At 69.5% G+C, this 15,975-nt stretch carries 14 protein-coding genes and 1 tRNA gene; 4 read left to right on the top strand and 11 right to left on the bottom strand.

Annotated features, from left to right (window positions below; genetic code table 11):
• Positions 1-41 precede the first annotated feature (41 nt).
• The 5 genes from AC1DSO_RS18600 to AC1DSO_RS18580 form a co-directional block, all read right to left on the bottom strand.
• The gene (locus AC1DSO_RS18600) at positions 42-1,487 is read right to left on the bottom strand and encodes an NCS1 family nucleobase:cation symporter-1 (protein WP_477070241.1); all 1,446 of its coding nucleotides are present in this window, start codon (positions 1,485-1,487) and stop codon (positions 42-44) included.
• 308 nt (positions 1,488-1,795) lie between these two features.
• Positions 1,796-1,990, bottom strand: coding sequence for a hypothetical protein (locus AC1DSO_RS18595; RefSeq protein WP_477070240.1), 195 nt, complete (start codon positions 1,988-1,990; stop codon positions 1,796-1,798).
• 201 nt (positions 1,991-2,191) lie between these two features.
• Positions 2,192-2,644, bottom strand: a complete 453-nt coding sequence (locus AC1DSO_RS18590) for a DUF2948 family protein (RefSeq protein ID WP_477070239.1) — start codon at positions 2,642-2,644, stop codon at positions 2,192-2,194.
• Between the two features lie 2 nt (positions 2,645-2,646).
• Positions 2,647-3,936, bottom strand: coding sequence for a UDP-N-acetylglucosamine 1-carboxyvinyltransferase (murA, locus tag AC1DSO_RS18585; RefSeq protein ID WP_477070238.1), 1,290 nt, complete (start codon positions 3,934-3,936; stop codon positions 2,647-2,649).
• A gap of 111 nt (positions 3,937-4,047) precedes the next feature.
• Entirely contained in the window at positions 4,048-4,500 is a 453-nt protein-coding gene (locus AC1DSO_RS18580; protein WP_477070237.1) for a hypothetical protein, read from the bottom strand.
• A gap of 89 nt (positions 4,501-4,589) precedes the next feature.
• Between AC1DSO_RS18580 and AC1DSO_RS18575 the strand changes: the two genes are divergently transcribed.
• Positions 4,590-4,664: transfer RNA gene (locus AC1DSO_RS18575), tRNA-Thr, on the top strand.
• 216 nt (positions 4,665-4,880) lie between these two features.
• On the opposite strand, the gene AC1DSO_RS18570 is transcribed toward AC1DSO_RS18575, so the two are convergent.
• Entirely contained in the window at positions 4,881-7,703 is a 2,823-nt protein-coding gene (locus tag AC1DSO_RS18570; RefSeq protein WP_477070236.1) for a TonB-dependent receptor, read from the bottom strand.
• A gap of 422 nt (positions 7,704-8,125) precedes the next feature.
• Here AC1DSO_RS18570 and AC1DSO_RS18565 point away from each other — a divergent pair, with 422 nt between their 5' ends.
• The 3 genes from AC1DSO_RS18565 to copD all read left to right on the top strand — a co-directional run bounded on the left by AC1DSO_RS18565 (position 8,126) and on the right by copD (position 11,688).
• On the top strand, positions 8,126-10,318 hold the full coding sequence (locus AC1DSO_RS18565; RefSeq protein ID WP_477070235.1) for a copper-transporting P-type ATPase: 2,193 nt from the start codon (positions 8,126-8,128) through the stop codon (positions 10,316-10,318).
• 77 nt (positions 10,319-10,395) lie between these two features.
• Complete coding sequence (copC, locus tag AC1DSO_RS18560; protein WP_477070234.1) at positions 10,396-10,758, top strand: copper homeostasis periplasmic binding protein CopC; 363 nt, start codon at positions 10,396-10,398, stop codon at positions 10,756-10,758.
• Between the two features lie 3 nt (positions 10,759-10,761).
• Positions 10,762-11,688 (top strand): copper homeostasis membrane protein CopD, encoded by a 927-nt coding sequence (copD, locus tag AC1DSO_RS18555; RefSeq protein WP_477070233.1) that lies wholly within the window; start codon positions 10,762-10,764, stop codon positions 11,686-11,688.
• 4 nt (positions 11,689-11,692) lie between these two features.
• On the opposite strand, the gene AC1DSO_RS18550 is transcribed toward copD, so the two are convergent.
• The 5 genes from AC1DSO_RS18550 to AC1DSO_RS18530 form a co-directional block, all read right to left on the bottom strand.
• Positions 11,693-12,703, bottom strand: a complete 1,011-nt coding sequence (locus tag AC1DSO_RS18550; protein WP_477070232.1) for a copper resistance protein B — start codon at positions 12,701-12,703, stop codon at positions 11,693-11,695.
• Positions 12,700-14,547 (bottom strand): copper resistance system multicopper oxidase, encoded by a 1,848-nt coding sequence (locus tag AC1DSO_RS18545; RefSeq protein WP_477070231.1) that lies wholly within the window; start codon positions 14,545-14,547, stop codon positions 12,700-12,702. The genes AC1DSO_RS18550 and AC1DSO_RS18545 overlap by 4 nt, the downstream gene beginning before the upstream one ends.
• A 106-nt stretch (positions 14,548-14,653) precedes the next feature.
• Positions 14,654-15,226, bottom strand: coding sequence for an RNA polymerase sigma factor (locus AC1DSO_RS18540; RefSeq protein ID WP_477070230.1), 573 nt, complete (start codon positions 15,224-15,226; stop codon positions 14,654-14,656).
• Positions 15,223-15,630, bottom strand: a complete 408-nt coding sequence (locus tag AC1DSO_RS18535) for a periplasmic heavy metal sensor (protein ID WP_477070257.1) — start codon at positions 15,628-15,630, stop codon at positions 15,223-15,225. The genes AC1DSO_RS18540 and AC1DSO_RS18535 overlap by 4 nt, the downstream gene beginning before the upstream one ends.
• A gap of 34 nt (positions 15,631-15,664) precedes the next feature.
• Complete coding sequence (locus tag AC1DSO_RS18530) at positions 15,665-15,952, bottom strand: hypothetical protein (protein WP_477070229.1); 288 nt, start codon at positions 15,950-15,952, stop codon at positions 15,665-15,667.
• Positions 15,953-15,975: the final 23 nt, after the last annotated feature.

Genomic DNA, 15,975 nt, shown 5'->3' with positions numbered 1-15,975 from the left:
CTTTTGCGCCGAGAGGCAAGTGAGAAAGGCTGCAAGCGCCCCTACGCCCTGCCGCGCATCATCACCCCGTACACCGTCGCCGCGATCGCCAGGCCAACGAACCAGGCATAGGTATAGAGCCCGGTCCAGAACCCGCCCACGCCGCCAAACACATGCGGCGCGGCCGCCGCCAGGAAGCCGGGCAGGTTCGGCAGGACACCCAGGGTCAGGGCCACCAGCGCCGCCGGGTTCCAGCCGCCGCGATAGGCGTAGGCCCCGTCCCGGACATAGAGGTCGTCGACGGCCAGCTCAGCCTTCCGCACCAGCCAGTAGTCGACGATCAGGATGCCGGCGATCGGCCCCAGCAGGGCGCCGTAGCCGACCAGCCAGGTGAAGATGTAGCCCTGGGTGGTCTCGAGCAGCTTCCAGGGCATGATCAGCACGCCGATCCCGGCCGTGATCCAGCCGCCGGTGCGATAGCTGATCTTGCTGGGCCACAGGGCCGAGAAGTCGTAGGCGGGGCCAACCAGGTTGGCGGCGATGTTGCAGCACACCGTGTCGAGGCTGATGATCAGCAGGCCCACGACCACCGCGACGCCGCCGATGTCGCCGGCCAGCTGCACCGGGTCCCAGATCGCCTTGCCGAACACGAGGGTGGTGGCCGAGGTCGTCACCACGCTGACCAGGGCCAGCAGGCCCATCGGCGCGGGCAGGCCCACCGCCTGGCCGATGATCTGGTCCGACTGAGCCCGGGCGAAGCGCGTGAAGTCGGGAATGTTCAGCGCCAGGGTCGCCCAGAACCCGACCATGGCGGTCAGGGCGGGCGCGAAGACGCTCCAGAACTGGCCGGCCTTGGGGCCGCCTTCGACGAAGGCCGAGGGCTGGTGGAAGATGGGGCCCAGGCCGCCAGCCTTGGACACCGCCCACCAGACCATCAGGCCGCAGATCAGGACCTTGATCGGCGCGGTCCAGGTCTCGAGCTTGCGCACCGCCGTCAGCCCCTTGGTGACGAACAAGAGCTGGATGGCCCAGAAGGCGAAGAAGGCCAGCAGCTGGCCGACGCCGATGCCCAGCAGCGGCAACGGCGCGCCTTCCAGCTTCTTGCCGACGATGACGCCCAGCAGGGTCAGCAAGGCTCCGCCGCCGATCCAGGTCTGGATGCCGTACCAGCCGCAGGCGACCACGGCCCGCGCCACCGCCGGGATCCTTGCGCCCTTCCAGCCGAACGAGGCCCGCGCCAGCACCGCGTAGGGCACGCCCCAGCGCGCGCCGGCGTGGCCGATCAGCAGCATCGGGACCAGCACGACCAGATTGCCCAGCAGCACGGTCGCCACCGCCTGCCCCGCCGACATGCCCTGCTCGATCAGGCCCGAGGCCAGCATGTAGGCCGGCACGCAGATGACCATGCCCAGCCACAGGGCCGCGAAGTGCCGCCAGCGCCAGGTGCGCTGGGCCGCGCTGGTCGGGGCCAGGTCCTCGTTCCACAGATCGCTGTCGGGCGCGCGCATGCGGCTCTCCGCGTGGGCGCGTTGAAATCGCGAACGCGCGCCGGCCCCCGCCTCGACGCGGGGGAAGCTTAGGTGCGGTTGGGGGGATGGGGCAAGGTGGCGGAACGGCGTTCGGCTGGCGCCGTGAAAAATGGACCTCCCCTTCTCCCCTTGCGGGAGAAGGTGTCGGCGGAGCCGACGGATGAGGGGTCGACAGTCCGCCGGCTTGGCGCCCAGCATCGACCGCCGTCGCGGCGGATGCTTTCTTCAACCCCTCACCCGACCGCCTTCGGCGGCCACCCTCTCCCGCAAGGGGAGAGGGATAAGGATCACCCCAGCGCCGCGTAGGCCAGCGTCGCCAGCCCGGCGAAGAACACGACGCACAGCGCCACCAGCGTCGCGCGGCCCCAGTCGAAGCAGGGCCCGCCATGGCGCAGAACCGGCGGCTCGGGCTTGGTGATGTCGCACGCACGGAAGAAAATCGACTGGGTTTCCCCAGTCGCATAGGCTGTCCTTCTGGCCATGCTGGCCTCCCTGACAAGCTCGCGCCTCTGACGGGCGCGTGGCGTCAAGTTAGCACCGCTCGCGCCTCCGGCGAATTGGCCGGCCGATCACTAGCGCGTGGGACGAATCCTGAGCGGCCCGCCTGCTCGCTGAAAGACCAGAAAAAAGGCGCCGCCCACGAAATGGGCAGGCGCCTGAATTCACCGTTCGCGCGGGCGTTCCTAGTCCGCGTGCCCCGGGGTCCGGGGCGTCGCCCAAGGTTCGGAGACGTCGGCCAGGGCCACGTCCAGGCAATCGACCGTAAGCCGCAAGTCGCCGCCGCCCGCGAAGGTCAGGGTGACCACGCCGGCCGGGGCTTCCTCGGCCGGCTCGAAGCCGATCGACAGCAGCTCCACGATCGCGCCTTTGGCGTCGCGGCGCAGGTTGCGCGCCTGGACGCCGGCGACGTCGCCGAATTGCAGGGCCGAGCGCACGCGCTCGCCTTGCTTGCCGCTCTTCTTGCCGGCCGGGGTTTCCCAGCGGAAGCGGTTGCAGGCCAGAGTCAGCGTCCGTCCCTGGGCGTCCCAGCGGATGTCGCCGATCTTGGCCACGGCGTCCTGCAGGGCGGCCGACAGCACGGCCAGGTCCTCGGCGTCCTGGGCCAGCAGCCGCAGCGGTTTGCCCGTCTCGGCCACGCTCACAGCTCCGCCTCGCCGTCGCCGGTGATGCGACGGACCTGGGCTCCGCAGGCGCCCAGCTTCTCTTCGAGACGCTCGAAGCCGCGGTCCAGGTGATAGATGCGGCTGACCGTGGTCTCGCCCCGCGCGACGAGGCCGGCGATCACCAGGCTGACCGAGGCGCGCAGGTCGGTGGCCATCACCTCGGCGCCTTCCAGCTGAGTGACGCCGCGCACGCGGGCCTCGCCGCCGGAAACCGAGATGTCGGCGCCCAGGCGCATCAGCTCGGGCGCGTGCATGAAGCGGTTCTCGAAGATGGTCTCGCGGATCCGGCTCTCGCCGTTCGCGGTGGTCATCAGGGCCATGAACTGGGCCTGCAGGTCGGTGGCGAAGCCCGGGAACGGTTGGGTCTCGATGTCGACGGCGTTCAGGCGGTCGCCGTTGCGGCGAATGATGCAGCCGTCGGCGGTGTGCTCGACGCCGGCGCCGGCCTCTTCCAGCTTGATCAGCAGGTTGTCGATCAGGCCCGGACGAGCGTTGGTCAGGCGGACTTCTCCGCCGGCCATGGCGGCCGCGACCGCGTAGGTGCCCATTTCGATCCGGTCGGGGATCACCGCGTGGGTCGCGCCCTTCAGCCGGGCGACGCCGGTGATGGTGACCGTGGGCGTCCCCGCGCCCTCGACCTTGGCGCCCATGGCGTTCAGGCACTCCTGCAGGTCGACCAGTTCCGGCTCGCAGGCGGCGTTGTGGATCACGGTGACGCCGTCGGCCAGCACGGCGGCCAGCATGGCGTGCTCGGTGGCGCCCACCGAGACGAACGGGAAGCTGATCTCCGCGCCCTTCAGGCCGCGCGGGGCCTGGGCGTAGACATAGCCCTCGTGCAGGTCGATCTTGGCGCCCAGGGCCTCGAGGGCCTGCAGGTGCAGGTCCACCGGGCGCGCGCCGATGGTGCAGCCGCCGGGCAGCGAGACCTTGGCCTGGCCCGAGCGGGCGACCAGCGGGCCCAGCACGTTGAACGAGGCGCGCATCTGGCGGACCAGGTCATAGGGCGCGAAGCCGCTGGTGATCTCCGGCGCGTGGAGAACCGTCTCCTGGCCGTCGGCGCCGTCGGCTTCGGTGACGCTGACGCCGAGACGGCTCAGCAGCTTGCCCAGGAACCGGGTGTCGGCCAGGCGCGGCATGTTCGTCAGGCGCAGCGGCTCGTCGGTGAGCAGGCTGGCCGCCATCAGCTTGATGGCCGAGTTCTTGGCGCCGCTGACCGGGATCGTCCCGTTCAACCGCGCGCCGCCGGTGATGGCGATGCGATCCATTCAGGTCCCTCGAACGCGCGGGGGTGGGGGTCGCCGCGCGGCTCACATGTGAGGGGCGGGTTCTATCCGTTGCAAGAGGGGTTGCAAGGCCCTCCCCATCTTAAGTGGCCGCTAAATCGGCGCCGACAGATCGTAGGGCCGCTCGTCGTCGGGCCAGCGCAGGTCGTGGGTCGTGCTGGCCAGGTCGAGGGCCACCTGGGCCAGGTCGATCGCCTTGCGGGTCGCCGCCAGCCCGTCGCGGCCGAAAGCCGCCTTCCCGCTTTCCGTGTCGAACGGACCGGCGGCCCCGGTCAGCCGCACCGCCGCCGCCCAGCCCTCCCCGTCCGGATTCGGAAACGGCGCGGAAAGCTCGACCACCAGTTCGACCCGGCTGCCGTCCCGGTGATTTATCCCCAGCAGTTTTCGAACGACGTTATAGGGCCGCGGCGCCGCTTGGGCGGCCTCGATGGCGGGGTCGGAATCGTTGGACGGCCCACGCGCCGCGGCTTTCCGCTTGCGGAGATTGGTTCTGAGGGCCTCGGCGAGCTTGGCCTCGCGGATCGATTTGTCGTCGCTGATCGGCATGCGCTGGGGGTGCGGCGTCAAAGATCAGCGGTCAAGGTGATTTAGGGCTTTGCATCCGCGATTCTCCTCGCTATACGCCCCTCCTCTTCGCCGCGGTAGCTCAGTGGTAGAGCGCATCCTTGGTAAGGCTGAGGTCCAGGGTTCGAGTCCCTGTCGTGGCACCATCGGGGCTCAAAGCAGTTCAAAGCTTTGGGCCCCGACCATTCTCCCCCTAAAATCGCTGACATCATTTCGCCGGGCGTACGCCTTGGCGCTGACCTAGACACGCCGATGGCGGCCCTTCGGCGCGCACGCGCGGCCGGGGTCGCCATGGACCTTCACGGTCGGTCGGAAGACTGGCGGTGAAGAGGCCGGCGGCGGGACCGCCGGCCTCTCATGCGTCATTCGCCGAAGCGGAAGCGCAGGCCCAGGCCGTAGTACCGGCCCTCGTAGCGGACATCGACCGGATAGGCCCGGTTGGTCTCGTAGTTGTTGTAGTTCTCGAACGGCTTGGCCAGCAGGTTCGAGACGTCGGCGCTGACGGTCAGGTGTTTGGAGACGTCATAGCTCAACGAGGCGTCCAGGCGGGAGACCGCCCTGATGCCCACGCCGGTATATTGCGAGCCGTCGGCGGCCTGGCGGTAGTAGTTCACCCAGGGCGAGCGGCGATTGTACGACAGCCGTCCCGTCACGCCATTGCGCTCGTAGAACACGGCGGCGTTGTAGGTCCATTTGGACAGGCCCGTGATGCGGACATAGGCGGCGTCTCCGCCGAGCGTCCTGGGGAATTGGTTCTTGCCGTCGACATAGGTGACGTTCCCCTGCACGCCGAAGCCCTTCAGCGCGTCAGGCAAGAAATCCAGGAAGGTCTGGGCGTTGATCTCAAAGCCCTTGATCTTGCCCGCGCCGGAATTTTCCGGACGGTTGATCTCGATCAGTCCGTAGACGGGATCCTGGATGCGTCGGGTGTAGTTGCTCGTGAAGCCGAAGAGGTCACGGTAGAAGCCCGCGACCGAAATGCTGCCCGTGCTCGAGAAATAGTACTCGGCGCTGACGTCGTAATTGTTGGACGTGAGCGGCAGGAGATCGGGATTGCCGCCCGAGCCATAGGCGTTCGGCTGCACGGGCGCATTGGGGTCGATGGGCTGCGTCGGGTCTCGAACCACTTGCGAGACGTTCAGGGCGGGATTGAGTGCGCCGAAATCGACGCGGGTGCGCGTCTGGGTGTAGCCCAGGCGCAGCTGCAGCTTGTCGGTTGGCCGGATCCGCATGCTGACGTTCGGCAGCACGTCGGTGTAGTTCTGCCGGATGGTCCGCGGGATCAGGGTGGTGACGCCGTTGGCCGAGACCCGCGACGTGCCGGAATACTCGCCGAGGGTCTGGACGACCCGGACGCCGACCACGCCGTCGATCGCCACCGATCCCAGGTCGAAGTTGTACTTGGCTTGGGCGTACTCGGCGTAGCTTTGCTCGGTGGCGCTGAAGGCGCCGCCCTGGTCCAGCGGCACGTCCGCGCTGCCGAAGGCCTTCAACGTGTCCTTGTAGCCCTGGTCATTGGGGTTCAGGGCCACCAGCTGCTGCAGGGCCGCGACCGAGCGCTGCAGCAGACCCGCGGTGTTGCCGGCGATGCCGTCGCGCGTCGGCATCAGGTACTGGGTGAAGCCCTGCGAATTGCCGCGGAACGGATCCTCGACCATCTGCAGCTGGCCGACGGGGAGCCCGGCCAGCGGGAGCTTGAGCGGAAGCACCCACGCGTAGCGCGAGCCCTGGATCAGCGAGGCGTCCCGATCGGTGTAGCGCAGCCCAAACTTGATCTCCGGCAGCCACGAGGCCCCGGTGTCGAACACCGCGTCGCCGCGCCACTGGACGCCGCTGCCCTTGGCGATGTAGTGCCGCTCGTAATAGCCGCGCCACAGGTAGTTCGCCGGGTTCGAGGCGTCGAAGCCGGTGAGGTCGAAGGCCGCGCCGTCCTTCTCGTTGAACTTGACGACGACGGTCGGCGGCGAGGCGAAGGCGCTGTCGAGGCTCCAGTTGCGGGCCTCGTACTCGCTATCCTCATAGGCCAGATCGGTGGACAGGGTCAGGCGATCGCCGCGCCAAGTCGCGCCGAACGCGCCCTGATAGGTGTTGGTGTGGTCGGCGCCGGTCGAGCGATAGGCCTGGGGCGCGACGCCGCCGGTCTTGGTGAAGCCCGCCGCCTGGTCGGTCGTCCCCGGAACCAACGTGACGTTCGTCAGCGTCGGATCCTGCCTGACGGTCGAATCCCAGTCGCGCAGATTGACGTCGAGGTTGTCGGTCGCCTGCCGGCCGCGATAGCCCTGGTAGATGCCGTCGAAATAGACCTCGAGCTTGTCGGTGGGCCGCCATTGGATGGCGACGTTGCCGGAGGGGCGGTAGCGCTTGCCGCCGTCGTTATAGAGGCCGACGGAATAGGGATAGCGGAAGTTGTGGCCGACGCTGGCCGGCGAGACGCTGGAGGCGGGGCTGACCGTGGCGATGCCCTGGTTGTTGTACCGCACGCCGTTGCGGTACTGCGACTGGGCATAGGTGGCGTTGGCCAGGATGCCGATCTCGCCGATCGGCGTGTCCCAGCGGTCCGAAACCAGGATGTTGCCGTTCGGGTCGCGCTTCTTGGTCTGGTCATTGTAGGTGCCGCGGACGCCGCCGCCGACGAACCAGTCCTTGAAGTCGAACGGACGGCGGGTGCGGACATTGATCAGGCCGGCCAGGCCAGGCTCGACGATGTCGGCCGTCCCGGACTTATAGACCTCGATCCCCGCCAGGGCCTGGGCCGGGAAGTCCTGCAGCTGCACGCGGCGCAGCTCGGCCGTGAAGATTTCGCGGCCGTTGTACGTGGTGGCCACGTCCGGCAGGCCGCGGATGAGAACGCGATTGGCCTCGTCGCTGAACCGTTCGACCTGGACGCCGGCGAGGCGCGCCAAGGTTTCGGCGGCGGTGTTGTCGGGGAGCTTGCCGATGTCTTCGGCCACGACCGCGTCGAGGATGGCGTCGGAGTTGCGCTTGATCTGCTGCGCCGAGCGCAGGCTTTGGCGAAGGCCGGTCACGACGACTTCGGTCACGGCCGAATCGTTCGTCGCAACGGCCGTCCTGGCCGGAACCGACTTGTCGGACAAGACCTGACCGGCGGGCGTCGTCTGCGCCATGGCGGGCAAGGCCAACAGCGCCATCGGCGCCACCGACAGCATAAACGCAAGGCGTTTCATAATTTCCTCCCAGTATCCCGCACGGGGCGTTCTCCCCGTGACCATCTTTTGTCGGACTAGACGTGCCCGCGTCGGCGACGATCGTCAATAGGATTGATACTATTAATAGTCACTGGGCTTGAGAGGATTCCCAAGGAGCCGTCGCCACTCTGGGCGAGGGTTTCCACCGATCCGCGCTCGGCGCGCTCATCACCGTTTTGTCCTACTTTAAGGGGAACCGCCCCTAGGGCGCCGCCGCGTTCTCGGGCCAGGCCGGCGTCGTCACCGATGCGTCGAGGTTATACTCAGACAAAATTGACGTCCGCGAAGAAAAACCGTCACTGACGATCCCCCCGGCGGCGACCGCTTTGACTTGGCGCAACGAGGGCAAACGCTCCGAGGTGCGTAGTGCTCATGATGGCGCGGTGTATCGAGGGAAGCGGATGACGGATTCAGCCAATCACGACGGGCGCCGCCACCGCGACGGCCGCGCCTCGCCAAGTGCCCCGATCGTCAAGGCCGCGCCGGGCGCGATCTACACCTGTCCGATGCACCCGGAGATCCGGCGGCCGGGGCCGGGCAGCTGTCCGATCTGCGGCATGGCGCTCGAGCCGGTGACGGTCACGGCCGAGACGGCGCCCAATCCCGAATTGCGGGACATGACGATCCGCTTCTGGATCGGCCTTGTCCTGGCCCTGCCGGTCTTCGCCCTGGAGATGGGCGGCCACGTCGGGCTGATGACCCTTCACTTGCCGCCAGGCGTGTCGAGCTGGACCCAGCTGCTTCTGGCGACCCCGGTGGTGCTGGGCTGCGGCTGGCCGTTCTTCGAGCGCGGCGCGCGCTCGCTGGTCACGCGCCAGCTGAACATGTTCACGCTGATCGCCATGGGGATCGGCGTGGCCTGGGCCTACAGCGTGGTCGCCACCCTGGCCCCGCAGGTGTTCCCGGCCGCCTTCCGCCGCCCCGACGGCTCCACGCCGATCTATTTCGAGGCCGCGGCGGTGATCACCGTCCTGGTGCTTCTGGGCCAGGTGCTTGAGCTGCGGGCCCGCGAGAACACCTCCGGCGCCATCAAGGCGCTGCTGGACCTTTCGCCCAAGACCGCGCGGCGCGTGCAGGACGGCGAAGACCTGGAGATTGCTGTCGAGGATATCCAGGTCGGCTTCCACCTGCGGGTCCGACCCGGCGAGAAGGTTCCGGTCGACGGGCGGGTCGTGGCGGGCGAGGCCTCGGTCGACGAATCCCTGGTGACCGGCGAATCCATGCCGGTCCACAAGTCGCCCGGCGACAAGGTGATCGGCGGCGCGCTGAACAAGACCGGCTCGTTCGTGATGGTCGCCGACAAGGTCGGGGCCGACACCCTGCTCTCGCGGATCGTGGCCATGGTCGCCGAGGCCCAGCGCAGCCGCGCGCCGATCCAGCGGATGGCTGACCGCGTGTCGGGATGGTTCGTCCCGGCCGTGATCCTGGCGGCCCTGATCGCGTTCGGCGTCTGGGCGGTGGTGGGCCCGCCGCCCCGCATGGCCTTCGCCCTGGTGGCCGCCGTCTCGGTGCTGATCATCGCCTGCCCCTGCGCCCTGGGCCTGGCCACGCCGATCTCGATCATGGTCGGGGTGGGTCGCGGCGCGGCCGCCGGTGTCCTGATCAAGAACGCCGAGGCCCTGGAGCGTTTCGAGAAGATCGACACCCTGGTCGTCGACAAGACCGGCACCCTGACCGAGGGCCGTCCGGCCGTCACGGCGATCCGGCCCGCGCCGGGCTTCTCCGAGGACGAGATCCTGCGCCTGGCCGCCAGCCTCGAGCGGGCCAGCGAGCATCCGCTGGCCGACGCGATCGTGCGGGCGGCGACGGCGCGCGGGGTGGCGCTGTCGCTTCCGGAAGACTTCGACTCCCCTGTGGGCAAGGGCGTGGTGGGCAAGGTCGACGGCCGGGCCCTGGCGATCGGCTCGGCCCGCTTCCTCGACGAGCAAGGCGTGCCGGCCGGACCGCTCGCCGACGAGGCCGAGGCGCTGAGGCAGGACGGCGCCACCGCGATCTATCTGGCCGTGGACGGCGCGGTCGCTGCCGTCCTGGCCATCGCCGACCCGGTCAAGCCGACCACCCAGAAGGCGGTCGAGACGCTCAAGGCCGATGGCGTGCGCGTGGTCATGCTGACCGGCGACAACCGCACGACCGCCCAGGCCGTGGCCCGGCGGCTGGGCATAGACGAGGTCGAGGCCGACGTGCTGCCCGACGAGAAGGCCGCCGTGGTCAAGCGCCTGCGCGCCGAGGGCCGCAAGGTCGCCATGGCGGGAGACGGCGTCAACGACGCGCCGGCGCTAGCCGCCGCCGAGGTCGGGATCGCCATGGGCGCGGGGTCGGACGTCGCCATCGAGAGCGCCGGCGTCACCCTGCTGCACGGAGACCTGGAGGGCCTGGTCAAGGCGCGGCGGCTCTCGCGGGCCGTGATGGGCAATATCCGTCAGAACCTGTTCTTCGCCTTCGCCTATAACGTGGCCGGCGTGCCGATCGCGGCGGGCGTGCTGTATCCGGTGTTCGGCTGGCTGCTGTCGCCGGCCATCGCCGCGGCCGCCATGGCGCTGTCGTCGGTCAGCGTGGTCGGTAACGCGCTTCGGCTCAGGGCGGTCCGGCTGTGAGACGTGGATCCGGCGAGGGGTAGGGTTCCGTCCTGCGTAGACCTCTAGGCGAAACCGCAACTCGACAGGACCCCCTCATGGCCTTCCGCGCCCTCCTCCTCACCGCCGTCTTTTCAGTCTCGGTCCTGAGCGCCGGCCAAGCCAGCGCCCACGCCAAGCTCGTGGCGTCCGATCCCGCCGCCAACGCCACCGTGGCCGCGCCGAAGGCGATCCGCCTGACCTTCAACGAGAAGCTCGCCCCGGCGTTCTCGACCTTCGAACTGACCACCGCCGACGGCAAGACTGCGCCGGTGAAGACGTCGATTTCCCAGGACCGCAAGGTCATTGCCGGCGTTCCCAAGGGCCGCTTGGCGGCCGGGGCCTACAAGATCAACTGGCGCGCGGCGGCGGCCGACGACGGCCACCGGATGGACGGCGTCGTCGCCTTCACGGTGAAATAGGCGATGGAGACCGGGGTCGTCCTGCTGCGATGGACGCAGTACGCGGCGAGCTTTGTCCTGACGGGCGGGGCGCTGTTCGCGATCTACGCACTGCCGGCCAGCGGCCCCGCCAGCGCCGGGACTCTGGGATGGCCCCGCCGGCTGCTCGCCGGGGCCGCCGCCTTGCTCGTGCTCGCCAGCATCGCGGGCCTGCTGCTGCAAACCGCGGTCGTCGCTGGTTCCCTAGGCGCGGCGCTTGACCCGTCCAGCCTCGTCTCGGTGCTGACCGAGATGGCCATGGGCGTGGCGTCGCTGGTCCGCGCGTTGGCGGCGGCCTTGGCCTTTGTTCTCCTGCTCGTGCTCCGGCCGGGTCGCGGCGCCTGGATCGGCGCGGCGGCCCTCGGCGCGGTCGCGACCGCCAGCATGGCCTGGATGGGGCACGGCGCGGCGACCGAAGGCGCGGCCGGCGGTCTCCACCTGTTGGCCGACGTCGTCCATCTGGCCGCCGCGGCGGTGTGGATCGGGGCCCTGGCCTTCTTCGTCATGCTCGCCGGCGACGCGCGACTTGGCGAGGACCGCCGCGCGACCTTCCACGCCGCCCTGGCGGGTTTCTCGGGCTTGGGCTCGGGTCTGGTCGCCGCCCTGGTCGCCAGCGGCCTGGTCAACGGCTGGTTCCTGGTCGGTCCGTCGGGGTGGCCGGGGCTGGCGGAGACGCCCTATGGCCGCCTGCTGGTCCTCAAGCTCATCCTGTTCGCCGCCATGGTCGCCCTGGCCGCCGCCAACCGCTTCCGGCTGACGCCCGCGCTGCGGGCGGCGGTCGCCAACCCGGCCGAAGCGGGCGCGGCGGTCAGCGCGCTGCGCCGTAGTCTCTATCTGGAATTCGGCGCGGGCCTGGCGGTGCTGGGCCTGGTGGCCTGGCTGGGCCGCCTGGCGCCGATCACCGCCCAATAGCCCCCTAGAACCAGGCGCGCACCCCGACCACGAAGCTGGTGTCCGAGACCTCGCGGCCCTGGGCGCGGGCATAGTCGGCGGTGCGCCCGAAGCGCTTGGCCCAGCTCACCCCGACATAGGGCGCGAATTCCCGGCGGACCTCGTAGCGCAGGCGCAGGCCCAGCTCGCCCTCGGACAGGCCCGATCCGGTCGCGGTTTCGGGAATGTCCTGGGCGGCGAAGTTCAGCTCGGCGCGCGGCTGCAGAACCAGGCGCTGGGTCAAGCGCCAGTCGATCGCCCCCTCCGCCCGACCCAGAACGTCGCCCTTGTTGGACAGGAACAGCGCGCCGCTGGCCTGCACCCAATAGGGTAGCAAGGTCTCGAAGCCGACCGTGGCGTAGGTGCGCGACTTGGGCTCGACGTCCTGGCGCACGCCGACCTGCAGATCGGTGTAGAGGCCCACCGCCCGGGAGTAGAGCGCCTGGACTTCGCCGGCTTCGACGCCGTGGCGGTCGCCCTCGCCCTCGGACTTGAGGACGAAGCGGTTCAGGTCTCCGCCGAACCAGGCCTCGCCATCCCAGTGGTAGCCGTCGGCGCCGGAGCCCGCCCGGTACTCCACCAGGTTGGCCATGACCTTCGAGAGCCGCGCGCCGCCGTGCTCCTCGCGTAGCAGGGCGCGGGCGCCGTCCATGGCGGCGGGGTCGTAGACCTTGTCGGCCARGTGGTCGGCGGGCGGTGGCGGCGCGGCCGTCTCGTGATCCGGAAGCGGCGGCGCGCCTTCGGGCGTCGGGCTCGGGGCGGCCATTCCTGGCATCGCACTCATGTCGTGTCCAGCATGCGGGTCGGCCTGGGCTGGCGCGGCGTCGGCTTTCGGCATCGCGCCCATGTCGTGGCCCGCGTGCGGGTCGGCGGTCGGTTTCGGGCTGGTCTGGGCGGGTTGGGCGCTCGGGGTCGGCGCGGCGTGGTGGCTGGCGTGCTGCGCCAAGGCCGGAGCCGCCCACAGGGTCGGCAGGAGAGCGATCAGGGAGACCTTCATCGCGCGCCCTCCGGGCTCGTGTCGCGCACGCTGAAGACCTGAAACATCCCCGCGTGCATGTGGTAGAGCATGTGGCAGTGGAAGGCCCAGTCGCCGCGCTCGGCGGTGAAGTCGAAGCTCACGCGCCCGCCGGGCAGCACGATCACCGTATGTTTGCGTGGCAGATAGCCCGCCGGCCCGAAGGTCAGCTCGAAGAAGTGGCCGTGCAGGTGGATCGGGTGGGCCATCATCGTGTCGTTGACCAGAGTGACCCGCACCCGCTCGCCGGTGCGGAAGGCGTAGGGCGGCGGCCGGTCGCTGAACTTGCGCCCGTCGAACCCCCACATGAACCGCTCCATGTTGCCGGTCAGGTGGATCTCCAGCGAGCGCTCGGGCGCGCGGGTGTCGGCGTTGGCCTCCAGCGCCACCAGGTCGCGATAGACCAGGACCCGGTGGCCGACGCTTTCGAGCCCCTGCCCCGGCTCGGCGGTGCGGTCCATCGGCATCGGGGCGATCATCTGCACGCCGGGGCCGAGCTTGACCTGCGGCGCGTTGTCGGGATTGCGCATGGACATGTCCATGCCGCCGGCCTCCATCTTGCCCATGACGTCGCTTCCGCGCGGGCGCGGCGCGGCCATGCCCGGTAGGGGCTTGGCCACCATGGCGCCATGGCCCATGGCCGCATGGTCCATGGCGGCCATCGCCCCATGATCCATGCCGCCCATGTCCATGCTCCCCATGTCCATCCCCATGTCGCGCATGGTCGTCAGGGGGCGTTCGCGGAGCGGTGGGACCTCGGCGCTCATGCCCGGGCGCGGCGCCAGGGTGGCGCGGCCAAGGCCTGAGCGGTCGACCGACTCCGAGACGATGGTGAAGGCCTTGTCCTGCGTCGGCTGGACGATGACGTCGTAGGTCTCGGCGTTGCCGATCTGGAACTCGTCGACCTCGACCGGGCGCACGGGCTGACCGTCGGCGGCGACCACGGTCATCCGCAGCCCCGGGATGCGGACGTTGAAGACCGACTGGGCCGCGGCGTTGATGAACCGCAGGCGCACCCGCTCGCCCGGCGAAAACAGCGCCGTCCAGTTGTCCTTCGGTCCATGGCCATTGACCAGGAAGGTATAGGCCGCCCCGGTGACGTCCGAGATGTCGGTCGGGTCCATCAGCATCTTGGCCCAGTCCAGGCGCTCGGCCAGGGTCTGGTCCCGGCCGGCGAGCAGGCCGGCGATCGTCTGGCGCTGGTCGTTGAAGACGCCGCTCTGCTGCTTGAGCTTCTTGAAGATCTGGTGCGGGTGCAGCCGACTGAAGTCCGACAGGACCACGACGTGCTCGCGGTCGAAGGCCACCGGATCCTGGCCGGCGGGATCGATAATGATCGGACCGTAGTGGCCCATCTGCTCCTGCAGTCCCGAATGGCTGTGGTACCAGTAGGTTCCCGACTGCCGGACCTGGAACTCGTAGACGAAGGTCTCGCCCGGCTTGATGCCCGGGAAGCTGACGCCGGGGACGCCGTCCATCTGGAACGGCACCAGCAGGCCGTGCCAGTGGATCGAGGTCTCCTCGTCCAGCGCATTGGTCACCGACAGGCGGACGTGCTGGCCTTCCTTCAGCCGGATCAGGGGGCCGGGGACCGTGCCGTTGATCGTCACGGCGTGCGCGGCCTGGCCGTCCACCGTGACCGGCGTGTGGCCGATGGTCAGCTTGATGTCGTCGCCGGAGAGCGCCGACGGCGCACGGCCCGGATCGTCGCCCTGGGCCGCCCACGCCCAACTGGGCAGCAGGCTCGTCAAGGTCGCCCCGCCACCGAGGATGGCCAAGGTTTGAAGAAAGCGGCGGCGGTCGAAAGCCGTACCGGGTCGATGCATGACAGCCCTTTTGGCGATGGCGCGCTGGCGAAAGACGGACGCGCGGCGMGATCTTAACGGACGCTACGCGGCCCGCCTTGATCTCCCTCACCGGCCGAGGCGAAATTCAGGGCTTGTCCATCCAGTCGGCCAGTCGCTTGCGCGCGCGATAGGCCCGCGTCTCGACCGTCTTGACGCTGAGCTTCAGCAGGTCAGCGGCAGCTTGCTGGGAATAGCCCTCCAGATAGGTCAGGATCAACGGCGCCTTCAGCTGGTCGGGCAAACGGGCGATAGCCGCCTTCAGGCCCGCCAGCTGCTCGGCGCGAAGGCTGGCGGCTTCGGGTCCCGGAGCGGGGTCGGCGTAGTCGGGCGCGCCGGGCGCGTCGATCGACCGCTCCCCCAGGATCAGCCGACGCACCAGCAACCGCCGCCCCCGGTCGCGGCATTTGTTGAGCACGATCGTCCGCATCCAGGCGCCGAAGGGCCGCGACGGATCATAGCGGCCAAGCGCCTTCCACGCGGCCACGAAGCTTTCCTGCACGACCTCGAGCGCCGCCTCGGGATCGCCGACATGACGTCGCGCGAAGGCGTGCAACGGGCCCTTGTGGCGGCGCATCAACCGGGTGAAGGCGCGCTCGTCGCCCAGCGCCGCCCGCCGGGCCAGCGCTCCGTCGTCATCCTCGTCCGTCCCGGAGGTCACGGCGCTTCGTTGGTGAGCGCCTCGCTGACGCGACGATCGAACTTGGCGGCCTGCTCGGGCGTCAGCACCTTGCGCATGGCCAGCACGTGCTGGACCGTCTCGAGCTGCAGCGCCCCCATGGCGGCATGGAAGCGCTCGACCGCGGCCTCGACCTCGGGCCCGTACTCATGGCGCGTCTGGATCGCCGCGGCGAGCTGGGCGTTGGCGGCCCGCAGCTCGGCTTCGCGGGCGCGGCGGCGGACGGCGAAATCCTGCTCCAGCCCGTCGATCTGGCGATCCTGATCCGGGGTCAGCTTCAGCTCGTGGTGGACCATCTCGTGCAGGGACGGCGCCGGGCGCTGGGATAGAAAACGACCCGATCCGAGCCATCCGCCGGCCACCCCGGCCAACAGCGCCAAGACCACGGTCAAGATAGCGCCGCGAGAAATTCTGGGCATCTCAGCGGCCGATCAGCAGGGTCGAAGGGGCCAAGTGGGCGTCGACCGAAAAGGCCGAGATTTCCACCGGCGCGCGCCCGCTGGCGTTGGCCGCCAGGCTGCCGCCGACGACGCCCAGGCCCAGGGCCGCAACCACCGAGGCCGCGCGCAAGGGGGCGAGCGCGATCGACGCGTGGCGATGCTCCCGCCAGACGTCGATCCGCGCCCAGACCTGGCCTTCCAGTCCTGGCAATTCCGCGTTCGGCTCTCGCCGCAACGCTTCGAAAAGATGGTCGAGCCTGTCGCTCATGGCCGTTCCCCTGACCTCTACGC

Source organism: Caulobacter sp. P4_E5, from assembly GCF_056401555.1.
This window is presented reverse-complemented; position numbering and strand designations above follow the sequence as displayed.

Excerpts from the sequence above, each read along its gene's own strand:
- copC (WP_477070234.1), top strand. The coding sequence starts at position 10,396 with ATGGCCTTCCGCGCCCTCCTCCTCACCGCCGTCTTTTCAGTCTCGGTC.
- AC1DSO_RS18600 (WP_477070241.1), bottom strand. The coding sequence starts at position 1,487 with ATGCGCGCGCCCGACAGCGATCTGTGGAACGAGGACCTGGCCCCGACC.
- AC1DSO_RS18545 (WP_477070231.1), bottom strand. The coding sequence starts at position 14,547 with ATGCATCGACCCGGTACGGCTTTCGACCGCCGCCGCTTTCTTCAAACC.
- AC1DSO_RS18580 (WP_477070237.1), bottom strand. The coding sequence starts at position 4,500 with ATGCCGATCAGCGACGACAAATCGATCCGCGAGGCCAAGCTCGCCGAG.
- AC1DSO_RS18570 (WP_477070236.1), bottom strand. The coding sequence starts at position 7,703 with ATGAAACGCCTTGCGTTTATGCTGTCGGTGGCGCCGATGGCGCTGTTG.
- AC1DSO_RS18595 (WP_477070240.1), bottom strand. The coding sequence starts at position 1,990 with ATGGCCAGAAGGACAGCCTATGCGACTGGGGAAACCCAGTCGATTTTC.
- copD (WP_477070233.1), top strand. The coding sequence starts at position 10,762 with ATGGAGACCGGGGTCGTCCTGCTGCGATGGACGCAGTACGCGGCGAGC.
- AC1DSO_RS18565 (WP_477070235.1), top strand. The coding sequence starts at position 8,126 with ATGACGGATTCAGCCAATCACGACGGGCGCCGCCACCGCGACGGCCGC.
- murA (WP_477070238.1), bottom strand. The coding sequence starts at position 3,936 with ATGGATCGCATCGCCATCACCGGCGGCGCGCGGTTGAACGGGACGATC.
- AC1DSO_RS18530 (WP_477070229.1), bottom strand. The coding sequence starts at position 15,952 with ATGAGCGACAGGCTCGACCATCTTTTCGAAGCGTTGCGGCGAGAGCCG.